General features: G+C 62.5%; 17 protein-coding genes. 9 read left to right on the forward strand and 8 right to left on the reverse strand.

From position 1 onward, the window contains the following. Nucleotides 1–92: 92 nt before the first annotated feature. Complete coding sequence (locus tag J3P95_RS22025) at nt 93–1,103, reverse strand: LacI family DNA-binding transcriptional regulator (protein ID WP_434579671.1); 1,011 nt, start codon at nt 1,101–1,103, stop codon at nt 93–95. 90 nt (nt 1,104–1,193) lie between these two features. Beyond that, complete coding sequence (gene hrpB / locus J3P95_RS22030) at nt 1,194–3,710, reverse strand: ATP-dependent helicase HrpB (protein ID WP_434579670.1); 2,517 nt, start codon at nt 3,708–3,710, stop codon at nt 1,194–1,196. A 95-nt stretch (nt 3,711–3,805) separates the two neighbouring features. Between hrpB and J3P95_RS22035 the strand changes: the two genes are divergently transcribed. Together J3P95_RS22035 and J3P95_RS22040 are read left to right on the forward strand one after the other, a co-directional pair. Next, nucleotides 3,806–4,225, forward strand: a complete 420-nt coding sequence (locus J3P95_RS22035; protein ID WP_434558752.1) for a polyribonucleotide nucleotidyltransferase — start codon at nt 3,806–3,808, stop codon at nt 4,223–4,225. A 26-nt stretch (nt 4,226–4,251) separates the two neighbouring features. Further along, nucleotides 4,252–5,145 carry a cation diffusion facilitator family transporter gene (locus J3P95_RS22040; RefSeq protein WP_434579668.1) on the forward strand — a complete coding sequence of 298 codons (894 nt, stop codon included), beginning with the start codon at nt 4,252–4,254 and terminating at the stop codon, nt 5,143–5,145. 60 nt (nt 5,146–5,205) lie between these two features. Here J3P95_RS22040 and J3P95_RS22045 read toward each other — a convergent pair whose 3' ends face one another. Continuing rightward, complete coding sequence (locus J3P95_RS22045; RefSeq protein ID WP_434579666.1) at nt 5,206–6,204, reverse strand: DUF6515 family protein; 999 nt, start codon at nt 6,202–6,204, stop codon at nt 5,206–5,208. 284 nt (nt 6,205–6,488) lie between these two features. Here J3P95_RS22045 and J3P95_RS22050 point away from each other — a divergent pair, with 284 nt between their 5' ends. The 3 genes from J3P95_RS22050 (at nt 6,489) to J3P95_RS22060 (ending at nt 8,417) form a co-directional block, all read left to right on the forward strand. After that, nucleotides 6,489–7,271, forward strand: a complete 783-nt coding sequence (locus J3P95_RS22050) for a hypothetical protein (RefSeq protein ID WP_434581153.1) — start codon at nt 6,489–6,491, stop codon at nt 7,269–7,271. Nucleotides 7,272–7,608: 337 nt separating this feature from the next. Further along, a complete protein-coding gene (locus J3P95_RS22055) occupies nt 7,609–8,088 on the forward strand; it encodes an Lrp/AsnC family transcriptional regulator (RefSeq protein WP_135847313.1) in 480 nt (159 codons plus the stop codon). A gap of 119 nt (nt 8,089–8,207) precedes the next feature. Beyond that, nucleotides 8,208–8,417, forward strand: coding sequence for a DUF2788 domain-containing protein (locus tag J3P95_RS22060; protein ID WP_039594082.1), 210 nt, complete (start codon nt 8,208–8,210; stop codon nt 8,415–8,417). Here J3P95_RS22060 and J3P95_RS22065 read toward each other — a convergent pair. From J3P95_RS22065 to J3P95_RS22080, 4 genes are all read right to left on the reverse strand, one after another. Then, nucleotides 8,412–8,978, reverse strand: coding sequence for a pseudouridine synthase (locus J3P95_RS22065; RefSeq protein WP_186638756.1), 567 nt, complete (start codon nt 8,976–8,978; stop codon nt 8,412–8,414). The two genes, J3P95_RS22060 and J3P95_RS22065, sit on opposite strands and share 6 nt — an antisense overlap. Before the next feature lie 149 nt (nt 8,979–9,127). Continuing rightward, the gene (amn, locus tag J3P95_RS22070) at nt 9,128–10,627 is read right to left on the reverse strand and encodes an AMP nucleosidase (RefSeq protein ID WP_434558755.1); all 1,500 of its coding nucleotides are present in this window, start codon (nt 10,625–10,627) and stop codon (nt 9,128–9,130) included. Between the two features lie 72 nt (nt 10,628–10,699). Further along, nucleotides 10,700–12,349, reverse strand: a complete 1,650-nt coding sequence (locus tag J3P95_RS22075; protein ID WP_434558756.1) for an acyl-CoA dehydrogenase family protein — start codon at nt 12,347–12,349, stop codon at nt 10,700–10,702. Nucleotides 12,350–12,424: 75 nt separating this feature from the next. After that, a complete protein-coding gene (locus J3P95_RS22080) occupies nt 12,425–14,809 on the reverse strand; it encodes a 7TM diverse intracellular signaling domain-containing protein (protein WP_434558757.1) in 2,385 nt (794 codons plus the stop codon). Nucleotides 14,810–15,133: 324 nt separating this feature from the next. On the opposite strand from J3P95_RS22080, the gene J3P95_RS22085 reads away from it, so the two are divergent. The 4 genes from J3P95_RS22085 (at nt 15,134) to J3P95_RS22100 (ending at nt 18,655) form a co-directional block, all read left to right on the forward strand. Beyond that, entirely contained in the window at nt 15,134–15,931 is a 798-nt protein-coding gene (locus tag J3P95_RS22085) for a hydroxymethylpyrimidine/phosphomethylpyrimidine kinase (protein WP_434558758.1), read from the forward strand. Between the two features lie 15 nt (nt 15,932–15,946). After that, nucleotides 15,947–16,573, forward strand: a complete 627-nt coding sequence (gene thiE / locus J3P95_RS22090) for a thiamine phosphate synthase (protein ID WP_434558759.1) — start codon at nt 15,947–15,949, stop codon at nt 16,571–16,573. A gap of 26 nt (nt 16,574–16,599) precedes the next feature. Then, nucleotides 16,600–17,883 (forward strand): glutamate-1-semialdehyde 2,1-aminomutase, encoded by a 1,284-nt coding sequence (gene hemL, locus J3P95_RS22095; RefSeq protein WP_186638667.1) that lies wholly within the window; start codon nt 16,600–16,602, stop codon nt 17,881–17,883. A 217-nt stretch (nt 17,884–18,100) separates the two neighbouring features. Continuing rightward, nucleotides 18,101–18,655, forward strand: coding sequence for a tetratricopeptide repeat protein (locus J3P95_RS22100; RefSeq protein ID WP_434558760.1), 555 nt, complete (start codon nt 18,101–18,103; stop codon nt 18,653–18,655). Nucleotides 18,656–18,694: 39 nt separating this feature from the next. Here J3P95_RS22100 and J3P95_RS22105 read toward each other — a convergent pair whose 3' ends face one another. Continuing rightward, nucleotides 18,695–19,024 (reverse strand): DUF1820 family protein, encoded by a 330-nt coding sequence (locus J3P95_RS22105; RefSeq protein WP_003185742.1) that lies wholly within the window; start codon nt 19,022–19,024, stop codon nt 18,695–18,697. Nucleotides 19,025–19,074 lie beyond the last annotated feature (50 nt).

The following is a 19,074-nucleotide window of genomic DNA, read 5'->3' on the forward strand; positions in this document are numbered from 1 at the left end:
GCTTTCGTTCATGGAACGCGAGCCCTTTTGCAAATACTACAGTGATTGCGCAATCATTCAACCGCAAATCCAGCCTGCAAACGTGTTCCCACTCAGGTACTGGCGCGGTCGATCAGGGTGAAACCTGTATCAATGCGCACAGGTTTCTGGGTCGAAGGATTATCGAATCGCTCAAGCAGCGCCTCAGCCGCTTTCAAGCCGATGTTCTTACCGTCGACGCTGACGGTCGACAACGCGGGATAGACCTGCGCCGCGCTGCTCAAGTCCCCGAACCCCATGACGGCAAGGTCGCCGGGCACGTTCAAGCGCTGGCTCGCGGCTTCGGCCAGGACGCCTTGGGCCACCGTGTCCGAGCTGCACACGACGATGTCGGGGCGGTTCGACGAGCCCAATAACCGCCGCAATCCTTCCCGTCCAACCTCAAGCGTGGCAGGCGGCGCCAGGACTTCCATCGGCACCTGCCCGATGCCCTGGCGCTTGAGTTCGGCGATAAGGCTGTTGCAACGCCGCAGGCCACGGGGGTCGCTGATGCTCACCACGGAAAAGCGCTGGTAGCCCTTCTTCACCAGGTGGCGCGCGGTCGCCTCCCCGACCTTTTCGTGGGAGAAGCCAACCAGCATATCCAAGGGATCCTCACTCAGGTCCCAGGCTTCAACCACCGGGATACCTGCCTGGGCGAGTCGCAGACGGCTTGCTTCGGTGTGCAGCGTACCGGTCAACACGATGCCATCCGGGCGCCGCCCGAGAACGGCCTCCAGTAACTTTTCTTCCTGCTCCGGGCTGTAGCCGGTAAGCCCCACCAGGGTTTGGTAGCCCGCCTGGGCCAGGCGGTCCATCAGTGATTGCACGGTGTCTGCAAAAATGGAGTTGGCGATGGTTGGCAGAAAAATAGCCACCAGACGGCTTTTGCTACTGGCCAAGCCACCGGCCAGCATATTCGGCACATAACCCGATTGGCGCACCGCCTCGCGGACCTTTTCCCGGGTGTTCTCGCTCACCAGTTCAGGGCGATGCAATGCCCGGGAGACAGTCATTGGCGAAACGCCCGCGATCCTGGCCACGTCGATCAAGGTCAAGCTGGGCGCTGCTGGTTTTTTTGCCATGAACTTATCCGAAGCAATGAAGGGCGCATTGGGGCAATTTCCGAACGCGTAAATCTAACATCCGCCGCCGTACGCAGGCCCGCGCTGTTTTTATCTGCGCGGCTTGGCCCGCGCCGTCGCCTCGGCCACCAGCGGGTCGTCCGGCCAGTAATGCTTGGGATAACGCCCCTTCAGATCCTTCTTCACCTCGGCGTAAGTGCTGCGCCAGAAGTTCGCCAGGTCCTGCGTCACCTGCACCGGACGCCGAGCGGGCGATAACAGATGCAGCTTGACCACCTGCCGCCCACCGGCGATACGCGGGGTGTCGGCCAGGCCAAACAGCTCCTGCAAGCGTACCGCGAGGACCGGCGGATGCTCGCTGTAATCCAGGCGAATCGACGACCCCGAGGGCACGCTCAAATGGTGCGGCGCCAGTTCGTCCAAGCGTTGCGGCAAAGGCCAAGGCAACAGGTTGCGGATGATGCTCGACAGATCCAGGTTGGCAAAATGACTGAGGCGCGAGACCCGTCCCAGATACGGCATCAACCACTGTTCGAGACTGTCCAGCAACGCGGCGTCGCTGACATCCGGCCATTCGCTCTCGCCCTTGACCGCCATGTCAAGACGGCGCAGCAGCGCCACCCGCGCCTGCCATTGGCGCAGCTCCGGCGTCCATGGCAGCAGCTCCAGCCCCTTGCGCCGGACCAGGTTGACCAAGGCATGGCTACGCGCCGATTCATCCAGCCCCGTCAGCGGCTCGCGGCTGAGTACCAGTTCGCCGACCTTGCGCTGGCGCTCGGCCCGCAGCACGCCTTCGCGCTCGTCCCAATCCAGTTGATCCACCGTGCGCACCTGTTCGGCGAGCACCGAGTCGAACAGCGCCGGATCGAAGTCCGCCGCCAGATAGATCCGTTCTTCTCGCTGGCCTTGGCGACTGCCAAGGTCGGCAACCACCAGCCACGCTTGTTTCATCAGGCTATCAGCCTCGGCAAACAGCGCCGCCCGGCCGTTCGCCAGCCGATATTCCGCCCCGCCGGGCCGTCGCTGCTGCGCGACGCGGTCCGGATAGGCCAACGCCAGCAAGGCGCCGAGCCAGCGCGGATGATCGGGATCGGCCACGGCTTCTTCAGCCTTGCCCCGCAGGTAACCGCGATATTGCCGGGCCAACTGCCGGGCCCGTTGCACACCGCCCTGGGCACCGCGTGCCGCTCGCTCCTCGCCGGACAACAACGCCAGGCGACTGTGCAAGTCCGCGCCAGCGCCCCTGAGAATGTCGCGCTCGCCCAACAAGGCTGCGACGTTGCAGGCCATGTCGGCCAGCCCCAGCGCCTGGCCGCGCAACAGCAAATGGGCGATTCGCGGGTGGGCTGGCAACTCAGCCATCGCCTGGCCGTGACGGGTCAGCTGTTCGCCCTCCAGCGCGCCCAGCCGTTGCAGCAGGTCCTGAGCCTGGGCATACGCGGCGGCGGGCGGTATATCGAGCCAGACCAATTGCCGCGGCGTCACGCCCCAGCGGCCCAGTTGCAGGGCCAACCCGGCCAGGTCGGCCGACAGAATTTCCGCGCTGCCGTAAGCAGCCAATTGCTCATGCTGGTCTTCTGACCACAACCGATAACACACACCCGGCTCCAGTCGCCCGGCTCGACCGGCGCGCTGGGTGGCGCTGGCGCGGGAGATGCGCTGGGTGTCGAGGCGAGTCATGCCGCTACCCGGATCGAAACGCGGTACGCGGGCGAGCCCGGCATCCACCACCACCCGCACGCCGTTAATGGTCAGGCTGGTCTCGGCGATGTTAGTGGCAAGGACGACTTTGCGTTGGCCGGGCGGTGCCGGATCGATGGCGGCACGCTGGGCGGCGAGGTCCAGCTCACCATGCAACGGGCACAGCAACACATTGCCGCCCCCGCCCAGCGCCTCGGCCAGTTGTTGATGGACCCGGCGAATCTCCGCCTGTCCGGGCAGGAACACCAGTACGCTGCCAGTTTCGTCGTGCAGAGCTTCGAGCACCGTTTGCACCAGCCGTGGCTCGATGAACTCGCCGGACTGGAAGGCCCGGCCCCAGCGCACCGTCACGGGGAACATGCGGCCTTCGCTGCGCAGGATCGGCGCATCGTCCAGCAAACCCGCCAGGCGCTCGCCTTCCAAAGTGGCGGACATCAGCAGAATCTTCAGCGGCTGGTCTTCACGAAACAACTCGCGGCCGTTGAGGCTCAAGGCCAGGGCGAGGTCGGCATCAAGGCTGCGTTCGTGATACTCGTCGAAAATCAGCAACCCCACGCCTTCCAACGCCGGGTCGTCCTGCAAGCGGCGAGTGAGGATGCCTTCGGTGACCACTTCAATGCGCGTGTGGGGCCCGACTTTGCTGTCGAGCCGGATCCGGTAGCCAACCGTTTCGCCGACTTTTTCCCCCAATTCACTGGCCAATCGCTCGGCCGCCGCCCGTGCCGCCAAACGCCGGGGTTCGAGCATCAGGATGGTTTGCCCGGCCAGCCAGGACTCGTTCAACAGGGCCAAGGGAACACGGGTGGTTTTACCGGCACCGGGGGGCGCTTCGAGCACGGCTTCGTGACGCGACGCCAGGGCTTGGCGCAGGGCGGGTAAAACTTCATCGATCGGCAAAGAAATCATGCTGGCTCCAAAACAGAGGGCCGAGTATAACGGCGAACTGTTTAGCGTGGTCTGGACTCCAACCAGCAACGCCCTTACCTGCTCAGGAGATTGCTATGCGTATTCCCTTTCGCGTGATCGGCGGCGTCCTGGTCGCCAGCCTGCTGACCCAGATCAGCGCCTGTGGCTCGATCTTCTACCCGGACCGTCGCGGTCAGATCGACGGCAAGATCGACCCGGCCATCGCTGCGCTCGACGCCGTCGGCCTGCTGTTCTACATCGTCCCCGGGCTGATCGCTTTTGCCGTGGACTTCGCCACTGGTGCGATCTACTTCGAACCGGGCCGAAGCGTCCAGATCGAGCCCGAGAAACTCAAGCCAGCCATCAACCCCGACGGCACGGTCAACAATCACAAGCTGCAAGCGATCCTGGAAAGCGAACTGGGCCGCAGTTTCCCACTGGACGATCCGCGCCTGATCCAGCACAAGGGCAACGCCCAGCAACTGGCTGCGCTCGGTCTCAAGCCCGCCGCATAAGAGGCGCAACCAAGGAAGACCGCGCCATGACCACCAGCACCGAACACGCTCGCCTGCTACGCCTGGCCACCCGGGCGTCGGTGGCCGTGGCGTTCATCCTGATCGTCGCCAAGGCGCTGGCCTGGTGGCTGAGCGGTTCGGTGAGCATGCTCGCCGGCCTGACCGATTCGGCGCTGGACGGCGTCACCTCGCTGCTCAATCTGCTGGCGGTGCATTACGCGCTACGCCCCGCCGACGATGACCATCGCTACGGCCATGGCAAGGCTGAGTCCTTGGCCGGCATGGCCCAGGCGCTGTTCATTGGCGGCAGTGCGGTGTTGATCGCCTTGCAGGCCTTCGATCGGCTCCAGAACCCCGTCCCGGTGGAGGCGCCTTGGGTCAGTGTCGGTGTGATCGTATTTTCCCTGGCCCTGACCCTGGCGCTGCTGGCCTTGCAGCATCGGGTCGTGCGCGCCACGGGCTCCAACGCCGTACGCGCCGACTCCCTGCATTACCGCTCGGACCTGCTGCTCAACGGCAGCATCCTGGTTGCGCTGGTCCTGGCCGGCTTCGGCTGGTATCAGCTTGATGCCTGGTTCGGCCTGGGCATCGCCGCCTACATTTTGTGGAGCGCCGTGCAGATCGCCCGGGAGAGCTTCGCCGTGCTGATGGATGAAGAACTGCCGCCGGACGTCAGCCAGCACATGCTGGAGCTGGCCTGCGCGGTACCCGGCGTGGTCGGTGCGCATGACCTGCGCACACGAATCTCCGGCAACCATTGGTTTGTGCAGTTACATCTGGAGTTGCCGGGGGAACTGACCTTGTCAGTCGCCCATGGCATCAGCGACCAAGCCGCCGATGCGATCCATCGCGCCTATCCGAAGGCCGAAGTGCTGGTGCACTCGGATCCAGTAAGGACAGCTACAAGCGACAAGCTATAAGCGGCAAGCAGAACCGCATCAGCTTGAAGCTTGAAGCTTGAAGCTTGAAGCTTGAAGCTGCTATTGAACCCGATACCCACGACTGCTCAAGCAGCTCCCTTGCGCTTGCCGATAGGTCTGTACCACTTCAGGCGCCGGCGGGTAGGTGTAGTTGCGCGGATCGAAACCGCTTTGCTGCACCGCCCAGCGATAGCAATCATAACCGTCCTGGTTGACCTGCTCGGGAGACTGGCCGTTGGCCGGATAAGCCACCACATCAAAGCTGTTGCCCTGGGGTTGCGGCTGCGGGTTGGCGACCGGTGCCTCGACCACGACGTAATCCTGGGTATTGGCTTCGTAGATGTAATAGGCGCCGGCCGCGAGGAAGAACAGCGAGCTGCCGATCCAGACCTCGCGGGCATAATCGGGCAGGTAGCGGGTGCGAATGCCCCGTGGCGGCTGCACCACGACATAACGCGGTCCTTGCGGACGATACCAATAACCGCCGGAGTAGAAATAATCGTGGCCGCGATAAGGCACGCGGTAGTTGCGATCCGGGAATCGGTCGATTACATAACCCGGGCGATACTGCGGCCCAGGCCCCCAGCCGTTGCCATGCCCGCCCGGCCGACCGGGCCATTGCTGGTCGGGACGGCCGTCATGGCCGGGGCGTGGGTTCGGGTAGCCATCGTTGCGACGGGGAATATCGCGGTAGTAGCCCGGTTGCGGCTCGCGAGTCTGGGTCACGTTATCGGGCCGGCCCTGGATCGGCAGGTTATTGCCGGGTTGCTGCTGCGGCGGGCGACCGTGGGCGTTAGGATCCTGGGGTGGCCGATCGTAGTGCTGCCCGCCTGGGTTCTGCGGCTTGACCTCGAACTGACGGCTGTTGTCGCCCCGAATGATCTCATTGCTCTGCGGACGCGGCTGGCCCGAGTAACCCTGGCCGTTGCCGCCGCGCCCGTCCTGCCCGCGACCGCCTTCCGGCCCACCACGGTTTTGCTGATCGTCGGCCACTCCCTGCGCACTGACACTTGCCCACAACAGACCAACACCTGCCAAACGCCAGATGCGCGACTTCATGAAATTCCTCACAACGGTTCGGGGCCTGATGATGAGACTGGAAAAGCCCAGGCCGGTTCTGCGACAGGTTATCAGCCACGGGGTTTATTCGCAGGCTACTGAAGGTTTTCCTCTAACATGGCTATCGATTCGCCGGACGACAGGAACTTACATTCACCCGTAACGACTGCCGGCCTCTGTCGCAATGAGCCAATCAAGGGAGTGAAGGCATGACAATTCCATCCAGATGGGGTCAGGGGCCCCTCATGCGGTGCCTCGCCACGAGGATCCGTCTTGTGGCCCTGATGCTACTGTCCATAGCCCTGTGGGGTTGCGCACCCGTACCGTTGGTCTATGAAGATGATCGGCGGCTAAGCCGCATGTTGTGTGAAGTGGGAGAACAACGAGTGACCCTCAGCCCGCGCTTCTCATACGACTTGCCCGGGCCGTTGAGGCGCCCCCCGTGCGGCACCATCCAAAGCGGCTTCAACTACGACAAGGTGCGCGACATTCAGTCAGCGAGCGCCTCTGGCAGCTTTCGCTCTGGCGACCTGGTAGTGCTGGCCTCATCGCGCTGGATAACCGTTGAAAGCCTGCTTGACGGCAAGGACGAAGGGACGCTCTATTCTCCCGAGCAGTTCCTGCAAAACAAACTGGACCTGATGGACATCAGCCAGAACGAGCCGCGCCCCGATCAGATCGACTGGGTCACCCGGCAAGGCATGCAATGCCTGCGCTTCTACGACATGTGGCACAGCCCGACGGGGGAATGGGAAGAGGACATCCAATACTGGTGCTGGGAAAACCAGAGTGGCCTGAAACAACCGTTCTCGGTCAGGGCCGGCCAACGCTTGCCCGAGGGGACCAAGGGCTATGATCTGGATGAAGCCTTTCTTCTACCCTTTTTCCAAAGCCTGAAAATCAATCGGCTGTCCGACATTGCGCTGGCCGAGGCCGACACAAGAATCAAGGCCGCCTGCGCCCACGTCAAATCCCGCTTTGACCAAAAGCTGAACTGGCGCGCCGACTATCCAGACAAACGCCTGAACCGCCAACGCCTGCGTTCTTGCGGATATGACGTGCCCTAGCCGAAGCAAATTCCTGCGCCTATAAAAAAGGGAGGCCCGTCGGCCTCCCCTTGAGAATCTAGTCCGTGCGCGACGCTTATGACGTCGGCTCACCTCACGCCGTCTTCTGGACAGTGTGCAGCTCGGGGGTCTACCAGTACCGGTGGGTACTGCGACCGCAGCCGGCCGGATTGGGCGGGCTGCACTGGACTGTTTGTCCGAGCAGTGATCTTGGTGGTAAGCATAGGCCTGGGGCGCCGACGGATGATTGCGAAGATTGCTTGAATAAACACTACTTGCGCAATTTTTACCCCTGGATGGATAATCTTCCGCAATTAACCAGATAAAGGCCCGCTCAATGAGCAAACTCGACCGTTACGACCTGAGCATTCTGGCGGAATTGCAGCGCGACGCGCGCATCTCCAACCAGGAACTGGCCGAACGCATCGGCTTGTCGCCCTCCCCCTGCTCGCGGCGGGTCAAGCAATTGGAGGACGACGGCTACATCTCCCGCCAGGTCGCCCTGCTCGATCGCAAGATGCTCGGGCTGAGCCTGACCGCCTACGTACTGATCGGCATGGACCGCCACACCCCCGAGCGTTTCGAAAACTTCGAAGCCGCGATACGTAATCTACCGCAAGTATTGGAATGCAGCTTGGTGACCGGCATGGACGCGGACTACCAGCTCAAGGTAGTCGTGCCGGACATGGACCATTACCAGAAACTGTTGCTGGGGCACCTGACGCGGATCGATGGCGTCACCAGCGTGCGTTCGAGTTTTGTGCTGAACCAGGTGCTCAACAGCACCGAACTGCCGTTGACGCATCTGCGAAGCTGACCGCTTTTGTGGCGAGCGATGAACAGCTGCGACACACCGCCGCAGGCCAGTCCTGCACCCCGGCCCCATGCCGTATACTCGGCCCGCCTTTTCAATCCCGCCCACGCCGGAGTGCCCCGATGGATCCTGCTGTTTTCGAAGAGTGGATGATGACCGGCCTGGTCAGCATCCTGATCATTTTCATGGGTTTTATCGTTTGGGACCTGGCGAAGAAATCCAAGGCAGGGCGTTTTGGCTCGTTCATTCTGTTTTTTGTACTGGGCCTTGGCGTGGCAGCCTTCATCATCAAGAGCGTGGTGATCGGCCTGATCGAATCCGGCACGTTATAAGCGCGCCGGCACTTCCTTCCACTGGCCCTGATCAAGCCCTTCGATCGTCCAGTCGCCGATCCTGACCCGCACCAGGCGCAACGTCGGCAAGCCGACCGCCGCGGTCATGCGCCGCACCTGGCGGTTGCGTCCCTCACGGATGACCAGCTCCAGCCAACTCGTCGGCACGCTTTTGCGAAAGCGCACCGGCGGGTTGCGCGGCCACAATTGCGGCTCGTCCAGTTGGCGGGCCTGCGCCGGCAACGTCATGCCGTCGTTCAACTCCACGCCGTCGCGCAGGCGCTGCAACTGTTCGGCGCTGGGTTCGCCCTCCACTTGCACCCAATAGGTCTTGGCCAACTTATGCTTGGGGTCGGCAATACGCGCCTGCAATTGTCCATCGTTGGTCAGTAGCAACAGGCCTTCGCTGTCGCGATCCAGGCGCCCGGCCGGATAGATGCCGGGCACGTCGATAAAATCCTTGAGGGTCGCCCGCCCTTCGCCGTCGCTGAACTGCGTCAGGACATCGAAGGGTTTGTTGAACAGGATCAGCTTCGGCTCGGCCGGCGGGGCCTTGGCCACACGGCGCGGCGCTGCGGCTGGAAGCTTCGCGCCAGGACGATGGGAGGCAGGGCGTGGAGGACGGGGCATGGCGGCAACGACATCATCTAACGGTCAGGGCCGACCATGCTAGTGGCCCGACCGTTAAATAACCACCATTGAGAACAGCATCAGCGGAACGGCGGCTCGTCGAAGCTGCGCAGTTTGCGCGAGTGCAACGAGTTGAGTTCGTTGCGCAATAGATCCAGCGCCGCGATCCCGATCTTGAGGTGCTGGTTGACCGCTCGCTCATAGAACGCGTTGGCCGAACCGGGCAGCTTGATCTCGCTGTGCAAAGGTTTGTCCGAGACGCAAAGCAACGTGCCATAAGGCACCCGCAGACGGTAACCCTGGGCAGCGATGGTGCCGCTTTCCATGTCCACCGCCACGGCGCGGGACAAATTGATCAACGGACGTTCCTGGGCCCAGCGCAGTTCCCAGTTGCGGTCGTCGTAGGTCAGCACGGTGCCGGTGCGCAGGCGTTTCTTCAGTTCGTCGCCCTTTTCCCCGGTGACGTTGGCCGCCGCTTGTTGCAAGGCCATTTGCACTTCGGCCAAGGCCGGAATCGGAATATTCGGCGGCACCACGCGGTCGAGAATGCCATCGCGACGCATGTAGGCGTGGGCCAGCACGTAGTCGCCGATGGTCTGGGACTGCCGCAGCCCGCCGCAGTGGCCGATCATCAACCAGCAATGCGGGCGCAGCACGGCCAGGTGGTCGGTGATGTTCTTGGCGTTGGACGGGCCGACGCCGATATTCACCAGGGTCACGCCGTGGCCGTCGCTGGCCAGCAAGTGATACGCCGGCATCTGGTAGCGGTGCCAGACCACGCCAGCGGCGATGGCAGACGCTTCGCCGTGGTCCATGTTCTTGTCAATGATGACGTTGCCCGGCAGGACCATACGCACGAAACGCGGGTCGCTGCGCAACTGCTCCAGGCCATGGACGATGAACTGGTCCACATAGCGGTGATAGTTGGTCAGCAGGATCCACGGCTGCACATGGCGCCAGTCGCTGCCGGTGTAATGCACCAGTCGGCGCAAGGAAAAATCCACCCGCGCGGCGTCGAACAGGGCCAAGGGCAACGGGTCGGTGTTCTCCCAGTCGTACAAGCCATCGGCGATGCCATCGGTGGCGGCCGACAAGTCGGTGCTGGGAAAAACCCGCGCCAGCACGGCGGCGGTCACGCCCGAACCGGCCAGCTCATCGCCCTGCTCCACCACGTACGGATAAGGAATGTTCTGCTCGCTGACGCCCACCTCGACAGTGACGGTAAAGTCATGCATCAGCGGAACCAGCTGTTCCAGCAGATATTTGCGAAACGCGGCCGGGTGCGTGACGGTGACGCTGTAGGTGCCGGGCAACTGAACCTTGGCGTAGGCGCGCGTGGTCTGCGGGACTTCGCCATGGCAGTGGTAGGTCAGGCGCAGGGCCGGGTAGCGAAACAACGCCCGCTGTTCGACGTCCGGCTCGATGCGGTCCTTGAGGTAGCGCTTGAGCGCCTGGTTCAGCGCGGTGGTCGCACGCTCGTGCAGGGCCGCCAGCCGGTCCACGGCTTGCTCGGCGGTTTGAACGACAATAAACGCTTCGGTCACGATCAGCTTCCTGTGTTCTGACTTGCAGGCCTTCATCTTGCCTGCATCGTGGTCCGACGGGAACAGTGGCGTATTGGGCGCTATCACTTAACAGCGTCACGGTGGCGCCTAAAACGCTTGCGGCGTTGACCGGGCGACGATGGCCTCGACATTCAAGCCACGCGGCAGTGCACCGTAGACCCTGCCACCACAACCAAGGCGACTGGCGATGAACGCATCGCTGACGTCACTGTTGCCCGCTTCGAGCAGCAGCCGGGCTTGCAGGCCGACGGCGATGTCTTCGGTCAATTGCCGGGCGCGGTATTGGATGTCGTCGGTGTCCTTGAAGGCCGCGTGCAGTTGGTCGATATGCCCGGCCAGACGCTTGTCGCCGTGGCCGTCGCCCAACTCGCTGAACAGCACTTCGAGCACGCCCGGTTCCTTGGACAGGGCCCGTAGCACGTCCAGGCACTGCACGTTGCCAGAACCTTCCCACGTCGAGTTGACCGGCGCTTCGCGGTAAAGGCGCGGCAGGATGCTGTCTTCAACGTAGCCGGCACCGCCCATGCATTCGGCGGCTTCGTTGATCATCGCGGGGGCGCGCTTGCAGATCCAGTACTTGCCCACCGCCGTCACCAGCCGGGCGAACTTGGCCTCGTGCTCATCGTTCAGATGGTCCAACGCCCGGCCCATGCGCAGGCTCAAGGCCAACGCCGCTTCGCTTTCCAGCGCCAGGTCGGCGAGCACGTTTTGCATCAGCGGCTGTTCGCTCAACAACTTGCCACCGACCTTGCGGTGCGCGCAATGATGACTGGCCTGGGTCAATGCCTGGCGCATCAGGGCGCTGGAGCCGACCATGCAATCGAAGCGGGTCATGGCGACCATTTCGATGATGGTCGGCACGCCTCGGCCTTCTTCACCGACCATCCAGGCCAGGGCACCGCGCAACTCCACTTCGCTGGAGGCGTTGGAACAGTTACCCAGTTTGTTTTTCAAGCGCTGGATGTAGAACTGATTGCGCGTGTCGTCGGGGCGATGGCGCGGCAACAGGAAACAGGTCAAGCCCTTGTCGGTCTGGGCCAGGGTCAGGAAGGCATCGCACATCGGCGCCGAACAGAACCATTTGTGGCCCACCAGCTCGTAGGCCTGGCCCGGGCCGCTGGCACCCACCGGATAGGCCTTGGTGGTGTTGGCCCTGACGTCGGTGCCGCCCTGCTTTTCGGTCATCGCCATGCCGAGCGTGACCCCGACTTTATGGGCCATGCCGACGTTACGCGGGTCGTATTCGGTGGCGAGCACTTTCGGCAGCCAACGCTCGGCCAGATCCGGCTGCAGGCGCAGCGCGGGCACACTGGCGAAAGTCATGGTCAACGGGCAGCCGGTGCCGGCTTCGGCCTGGCTGTGCAGATAGGTCATCGACGCACGGGCGACATGGGCGCCGGGTTGCGGATGGGCCCAGGGCAAGCTGGGCAGGCCATGCTCGACGGCGGTGCGCATCAGCTGATGGTAGGCGGGATGAAACTCCACCAGATCGATGCGATGGCCGTAACGGTCGTGACTGGAAAAGACCGGTTTGTTCTGGTTGGCCTGGAAACCCGCTTCCATCAACGGTCCGCCGGCCAAGGCACCATAGGCATCGATCCGCGCCTGCGCCCAACCGGCGCCGAAACGCTGCGACCACTCTTGCAGCGGCAGATCGATGCGGTACAGGTTGGCGCCGTCCAGGGAGGGAGGCTGGTTGGTGACGTCGTGGGTTTCGGCGAACTGATGCAGGTTCATGACGGGGCTCTTTCGGTCGGCCAACAGGGGTTCAGTTAAGCACCGCCCCCTGACCGATCAAAGTGGCATATCCGCCTAAATATCGGCGCTTTCACCTTGTCTCGGACCAAGCACTCGCCGTTGCAAGATGGCTTGGAGCACCTCGAACTTTACCGGTTTGCTCAAGTAATCGATCAAGGCACCCGAAGGGCAACGTTCCTGGTCAATATTCGGGCTGACCACCAGCACGGGCAAGTCCTCGCAACCGGACAGCGCACGGACTTGGCAGCAGAGCGACACGCCGTCCAGCGGTGACCGTTGGCAATCGAGGAGCACCGCGTCATAGCTGTCGCCCTGTAGCAGGTCCAAGGCTGCGCGACCGCTGTCAGCCGTGCGCACCCGATAGCCCAGCTTGAGCAACATGCCGCGCATGACCAACTGATCAATGTTGTTGTCGTCCGCCAGCAATACCGTGCAATCCTGGGGCCGGCGAGAATCCCGGCGCCCATTGAATGAGAAAGGCGTCGGGACGGCCGCCGGCAGCGCCATGTCGAATTCCACGTCCAGCTGGAAACGACTGCCGCGGCCCGGTTCCGAGGTGTGGGCCAGACGTCCGCCGAGCAACTCGACCAATTGCCGACAGATCGCCAGGCCCACACCGAGGCCGCCGTACTCGCGGGTCATCGAGCCGTCGAGCTGGAAGAAGCGCTGGTACAGAGTTGCCTCGCCAAGGTCGGTAAAACCGATGCCGGTGTCGATCACGGCGAAAGACAGCACCAGCCGATCGAGCTCCGACGGCCGGCCAGTGACTCGCAGCGCGACGCCGCCTGCGCGGGTGAACTTGATGGCATTGTCCAACAGGCATTCCAGGCATTGGGCCAGTTTGCCGCTGTCGCCCAGGAGGCGATCCGCCAGGCCGGGGCTCACGTCCACCCTGAAGTCCAGGCCCTTGGCCGCTGCGTTGGCACCAAACTGGACCTGCAAGGCGTCGATCACCCCACGCAGGCTGAACGGTGCCGGATAGACCTTGAGCTTGCCGGCCTGCAACTCGGTGAGGGTGAGGATGCCGTTGACCATGCGCATCATGTCCCGCGCCGAACCGGCGGCGGTCTGCTGGTATTGGGTCAATTCCTCGTTCATCTCCACGGTCTCCATCAGCTCCAGGGAGCCGATTACACCGTTCATTGGCGTGCGAAGCTCGTGAGTCAACGTGGCAAGGAATTCATCCTTGAGCTTGTTGCCGTGGGCCAGTTGCTGATTGAGCACTTCGAGCTTCTGACTGGCGTCGAACAGCGTCTGGGCCTGCTGCTCGCGCATCGCGTTGATGCGGTCCGCCAACGCCAGGGACAACAGCGCCACTTCGATGGCGGAGCCGATCTGGCTGGCGTACATGGTCAGGAAAATGTTCGGCAGATAACCCAACACCATCATCGTATTGACGATGCCACCCAGCAGAAACGCCGACCAGGCGATGATGAAATAACGCGCCACCCGCAGGCCTCGCCACCAGGCAAACAGCCCGGCGGTGAAGATCACGACGGTAAACACCAGCGCCAGCGCCGTCGCCAGGCGCAGCGCCAACGCATAGCTGGCCATCAGCGACAAGCCGACCACCACCGCGCTATAGGCAATCAGCACCAGCAACAATCGATCGAGCCAGCGGCTGTGTTCGGCGGTTTGCAGGAAGCTGCGGGCGAACTGGCTGCCAAACAAGCCCGCGCAGCCAATGAAAAACGGTGTCGCGGCGTTGGCCCACCACGGGTTGTCCGGCCAGAAATACTCGACCGCCGCGCCGTTGACCGAGAGCTGATACAGACCGAACGAGGCGATGTAGAAGATGTAATAAAGGTAGCTGGTGTCGCGCACGCTCAGGTAAATGAACAGGTTGTAGACCAGCATTCCCAGCAGCACGCCATAAATGATCCCCAGCACGTACAAGCGCACCGGCTGTTGTTCCAGATAAGCGGTGCTCGACCACAGCGTCAACGGCGCCTGGATCGAACCCTCGCTTTGCAGGCGCAGGTAGACGGTCCGGCGTTGATCAGGCTGAAAATCCAGGCTGAACAAGTAATTGTTCTGGCGAACCTCACGGCTGGCGAACGGTAGCGCGTCGCCCGTCTGGCGAACCAGGCGATACGCTCCGGCGTCATTGGGCAGGTACAGGTCGACGTGATCCAGCGGTGGATACGCCAGCTCCAGCAGCCAGGTTCGCTGGGCAGCCGGATTGCCAGGGCGATAATGCAAGTCGACTTTCAGCCAGAACGCCGACCGTGAGTAGCCTGCGTTCAGCGTGGCTTTGTCATGGGATTTGAAACGACTCGCCGCAGCCTGGGCCAGGACGTCCTCGATGGAGGCCGTGCCGCTGGAGTCTTCAAACACCTGCAGGGCGTGGCCCAGAGGCAGGCTTTGGGTAAACTCATCAAATTCGAGGGCACTTGCCAAGGGGGGCAAGCACAGCAGCAACATCAGCAAATAGCGCATTTAAGCCCCAGCGTGGCCTGTCCGGTTGAGTCAGGAAGCCCCCCATTCCCTGAGTAGACGTAAAACCGGCATTACCTGTTATTGGTTGGATCCATACCTAGCATAGCCGTTGATGGCCAATTTGCACCATGGAAATCTTTCCCACAGAAGGCTCTATAACGGGCGTTTCAGAGTAAAAGCATTGAGATAGAGCTGTTGCTCTGGTCAGGTCGGCGACTGGCGGTCGAACGTGGCGGAGGGACAAGCACCAACACAAGCAGTCCAGCATAAAACCCGCTGAGCTTGATCACCGATAAAAGAGGTTTGGTGATAAGCTCGCGCACCATGAATATCTACAGCTCTCGCCCCGTTGTCCTCTGTCTCTCCGGCCACGATCCCAGTGGTGGCGCCGGCTTGCAGGCAGATATCGAAGCCCTGCTTGCCCAGGGATGTCATGCCGCCCCGGCCGTTACCGCGTTGACCGTGCAAGACACCGTCAACGTGACCGATTTCCGCGTGCTCGATCGTGAGTGGGTGCTGGCGCAAGCCAATGCCGTGCTCAACGATTCGCCCGTCGCGGCGGTCAAGCTGGGGATGCTCGGCTCACTGGAAATGGTCGACACCGTGGTCGAGCTGCTCCAGGCGCACCCGCATTTGCCGATGGTCTGCGACCCGGTGCTGCGCGCCGGCGGTGGCGGACGGCTGGGCAAGGATGAAGTCGGCTACGCCATGCGCGAGCGCCTGCTGCCCTTGGCGATCATTGCCACGCCCAACCTGCCGGAAGCGCGCATCCTCGCCGAGCTGCCCGAAGGCAGCGCCGATGAGTGCGCCGAAAAACTGTTGCCCTTCGTCAAGCACCTGCTGATCACTGGCGGTCACGGCGACGAGCATGAAGTCCACAATCGCCTGTACAGCCGCGACGGACGCCGCGAGACCTTCACCTGCCAGCGCTTGCCTGGCAGTTATCACGGTTCCGGCTGCACCCTGGCCAGCGCCCTGGCCGGCCGGCTGGCTCAGGGTGAACAGCTCGCCAGCGCGGTAAAGACCGCGCTGGACTACACCTGGCGCACCCTGCGCGATGCCGAACAACTGGGCAAAGGCCAGTTCGTACCGCGTCGCCTGCCGCTGGATTTCTGCTCATAGCACAGGAGCTGTGGAATGAAACTACGTGGCCTTTATGCCGTGACGGACAGCCAGTTGCTGGCCGGGAAATTCCTCGCCTATGTAGAAGCAGCGCTGGAAGGCGGCGTGACGCTGCTGCAATACCGCGACAAAAGCAGCGACGAAGCCCGGCGTCTGCGAGAGGCCGAAGCGCTGCGCAACTTGTGCGAGCGCTACAAGACCCAACTGATCATCAACGACGACGCCGAACTGGCCGCGCGCCTGGGCGTCGGCGTACACCTGGGCCAGACCGATGGCCCATTGGCGCCGGTGCGGGCGTTACTCGGGCACAAGGCGATTGTCGGCTCCACCTGCCACGCCAGCCTGGAGCTCGCTGAACAGGCCGTCCGCGAAGGCGCCAGCTACGTTGCGTTCGGGCGTTTCTTCAATTCCAACACCAAGCCCGGGGCGCCTGCGGCAAACCTTGAACTGCTCGAACAGGCGCGCATCAAACTGCATATACCGCTGTGTGCCATCGGCGGCATCACCCTGGAAAATGCCGCCCCGCTGGTGGCTCACGGGGTCGATCTGCTCGCGGTGGTCCACGGCCTGTTCGGCGCCGACAGCACAGCTGAAGTGACACGCCGCGCCCGCGCCTTCAACGCCCTGCTGCAAACCAAATAGTCATTTCCGATTTCGAGAGTACTACCATGTCCCGTTCCGAAACCTTGTTTGCCAATGCTCAAAAACACATCCCCGGCGGCGTGAATTCTCCGGTTCGTGCATTCAAGAGCGTCGGCGGCACCCCGCTGTTCTTCAAGCACGCCGAAGGCGCGTACGTCACCGACGAAGACGACAAGCGCTACGTGGACTACGTGGGCTCGTGGGGTCCGATGATTCTCGGCCACAGTCATCCGGACGTGCTCGACGCGGTGCGCAAGCAGCTGCAACACGGGCTGTCCTACGGCGCCCCGACCGCGATGGAAACCGAGATGGCCGACCTGGTCTGTTCTATCGTGCCGTCGATGGAGATGGTGCGCATGGTCAGCTCCGGCACCGAGGCGACCATGAGTGCGATCCGCCTGGCGCGCGGCTATACCGGCCGCGACAGCATCATCAAATTCGAAGGCTGCTACCACGGCCATTCCGACAGCTTGCTGGTGAAGGCCGGTTCCGGCGCGCTGACCCAAGGCGTGCCGAGCTCTGCGGGCGTGCCGGCGGCATTCGCCAAGCACACGTTGACGCTGCCGTTCAATGACCTGGAAGAAGTCGAGAAAATGCTCGGCGAGGTCGGCCAGGAAGTGGCTTGCATCATCGTCGAACCGGTGGCCGGCAACATGAACTGCGTACCGCCGGCGCCAGGTTTCCTCGAAGGCCTGCGCAGCCTGTGCGACCAACACGGCGTGGTGTTGATTTTCGACGAAGTGATGACCGGTTTCCGCGTTGCCCTCGGCGGCGCCCAAGCCCATTACGGCGTCACGCCGGACTTGAGCACTTTTGGCAAGATCATCGGCGGCGGCATGCCGGTGGGCTGCTTCGGCGGCAAGCGCGCAATCATGGAATGCATCGCCCCGCTGGGGCCGGTGTACCAGGCCGGCACGCTGTCGGGCAATCCGCTGGCCATGGCCGCGGGCCTGACCACCTTGCGCCTGATCAGCCGCCCAGGCTTCCACGCCGAGCTCACCGACTTCACCACTCGCCTGCTCGATGGGCTGCAAGTGCGCGCCGATGCGGCGGGTATTCCGTTCGTGACCACCCAAGCCGGTGGCATGTTCGGCCTGTATTTCAGTGGTGCCGATGACATCGTGACCTTCGACGACGTGATGGCCAGCGACGCCGATCGATTCAAGCGCTTCTTCCACTTGATGCTCGACGGCGGCGTCTATCTGGCGCCAAGTGCCTTCGAAGCCGGCTTCACCTCCATCGCCCATGGTGAAGCGGAGTTGAAGATCACCCTTGATGCGGCCGAACGGGCCTTTGCTGCGCTGAAGTGAACCTGTGGATAACTGACGCTGGCTGACAGCAGCGTCAGTGATTGCCGATAGCTCTAGCGCTTTTTCCTACGTATTTACCCGAGAAGCGGCCGCCGCCGTTCCCTCGCAGCAGAAAAACGAGTAAAGACTTTGTAAGGATGGCCCTGCTTATTTCATAATGCGCGCTTATTGGATCCCCCGGTGGGTCCACGCGCCCCTCAGAGGTAAGTCGATTCTCATGAACCGCACCGGCCGCACCCTTGCCTTGGGCTGCCTGTTGGTCCTTCAGCCCCTGCTCGCTCACGCACAGGCAGGCGGTAACTCGTTGTTGATCCCGGCAATGGGCCGTTGCACGCTCAACACCCAGCCACAAGATCTCGCACCGGCACTCGACGCCTGTCGAAAAGCGGCCGACGACGGTGACGCACAAGCGCAATACGAGTTGGGTGAGTTCTACTACGATGGCAAGGCCGCGCCGCGCGATCTCAAGCTGGCCCTCAGCTACTTCGAAAAAGCCTCCCTGCAAGGTCATGCCCAGGCGCAATACAAGCTCGGCGGCATGTTCTTTCATGGTGAAGGCGTGCCGGCCAACAACGTCCAAGCTTACATCGTCTTGAAGATGGCGGCGGTCAACGGCGCCGAAGAAGCCTTGGACACCGCCGACGAAGTTGCCGAGCAAATGCCCCGTGACGAGCTGGAGGTGGCGACCCAGGTACTGGGGCAGATCTTTCGCAAATATTTGATGGAACTGCAAAACGCCGACGGGCGCACGCCCTTCTCGCCATTGCCCTGATCCATCACAGACCTGTGGCGAGGGGATTCAGCGACAGGTTTACTTCTCAGGCATCGGCATCGGAAACGGCATCACATTGCCGACCGCGCCACGGGCTTCGCTGATTTTCGGTGTGCCCAGGCGCTCGACTTCGTCGATGCGCACGATCGAATGCATCGGCACAAAACTGCGCACCACGCCTTCGAACTGCGCCTTGAGCTTCTCTTCGCTCGGATCGACGACCACTTGCGTGCGCTCGCCAAAGACGAATTCCTCGACTTCCAGGAAGCCCCACAGATCACTTTGATAGATCTGCTTGGCGTACATTTCGAACACCTGGCCCTGGTTGAGGAAAATCACCTTGTAGATTGGAGCTTCACGTTTGGTCATGGCTGGCGAAACACATCGGCGGGTAAAAATGAGGGCGCGAACTATACCAT

This window comes from Pseudomonas sp. Z5-35 (genome assembly GCF_051131945.1).
Classification (GTDB): domain Bacteria; phylum Pseudomonadota; class Gammaproteobacteria; order Pseudomonadales; family Pseudomonadaceae; genus Aquipseudomonas; species Aquipseudomonas marvdashtae.

Bases quoted from the DNA above. Each gene is read 5' to 3' on its own strand.
- J3P95_RS22025 (WP_434579671.1), bottom strand. From the start codon at position 1,103: ATGGCAAAAAAACCAGCAGCGCCCAGCTTGACCTTGATCGACGTGGCC.
- hrpB (WP_434579670.1), bottom strand. From the start codon at position 3,710: ATGATTTCTTTGCCGATCGATGAAGTTTTACCCGCCCTGCGCCAAGCC.
- J3P95_RS22075 (WP_434558756.1), bottom strand. From the start codon at position 12,349: ATGAACCTGCATCAGTTCGCCGAAACCCACGACGTCACCAACCAGCCT.
- J3P95_RS22100 (WP_434558760.1), top strand. From the start codon at position 18,101: ATGAACCGCACCGGCCGCACCCTTGCCTTGGGCTGCCTGTTGGTCCTT.
- J3P95_RS22055 (WP_135847313.1), top strand. From the start codon at position 7,609: ATGAGCAAACTCGACCGTTACGACCTGAGCATTCTGGCGGAATTGCAG.
- J3P95_RS22085 (WP_434558758.1), top strand. From the start codon at position 15,134: ATGAATATCTACAGCTCTCGCCCCGTTGTCCTCTGTCTCTCCGGCCAC.
- J3P95_RS22045 (WP_434579666.1), bottom strand. From the start codon at position 6,204: ATGAAGTCGCGCATCTGGCGTTTGGCAGGTGTTGGTCTGTTGTGGGCA.
- J3P95_RS22035 (WP_434558752.1), top strand. From the start codon at position 3,806: ATGCGTATTCCCTTTCGCGTGATCGGCGGCGTCCTGGTCGCCAGCCTG.
- J3P95_RS22060 (WP_039594082.1), top strand. From the start codon at position 8,208: ATGGATCCTGCTGTTTTCGAAGAGTGGATGATGACCGGCCTGGTCAGC.
- amn (WP_434558755.1), bottom strand. From the start codon at position 10,627: ATGAAGGCCTGCAAGTCAGAACACAGGAAGCTGATCGTGACCGAAGCG.
- J3P95_RS22050 (WP_434581153.1), top strand. From the start codon at position 6,489: ATGCTACTGTCCATAGCCCTGTGGGGTTGCGCACCCGTACCGTTGGTC.
- J3P95_RS22040 (WP_434579668.1), top strand. From the start codon at position 4,252: ATGACCACCAGCACCGAACACGCTCGCCTGCTACGCCTGGCCACCCGG.
- thiE (WP_434558759.1), top strand. From the start codon at position 15,947: ATGAAACTACGTGGCCTTTATGCCGTGACGGACAGCCAGTTGCTGGCC.
- J3P95_RS22080 (WP_434558757.1), bottom strand. From the start codon at position 14,809: ATGCGCTATTTGCTGATGTTGCTGCTGTGCTTGCCCCCCTTGGCAAGT.
- hemL (WP_186638667.1), top strand. From the start codon at position 16,600: ATGTCCCGTTCCGAAACCTTGTTTGCCAATGCTCAAAAACACATCCCC.
- J3P95_RS22105 (WP_003185742.1), bottom strand. From the start codon at position 19,024: ATGACCAAACGTGAAGCTCCAATCTACAAGGTGATTTTCCTCAACCAG.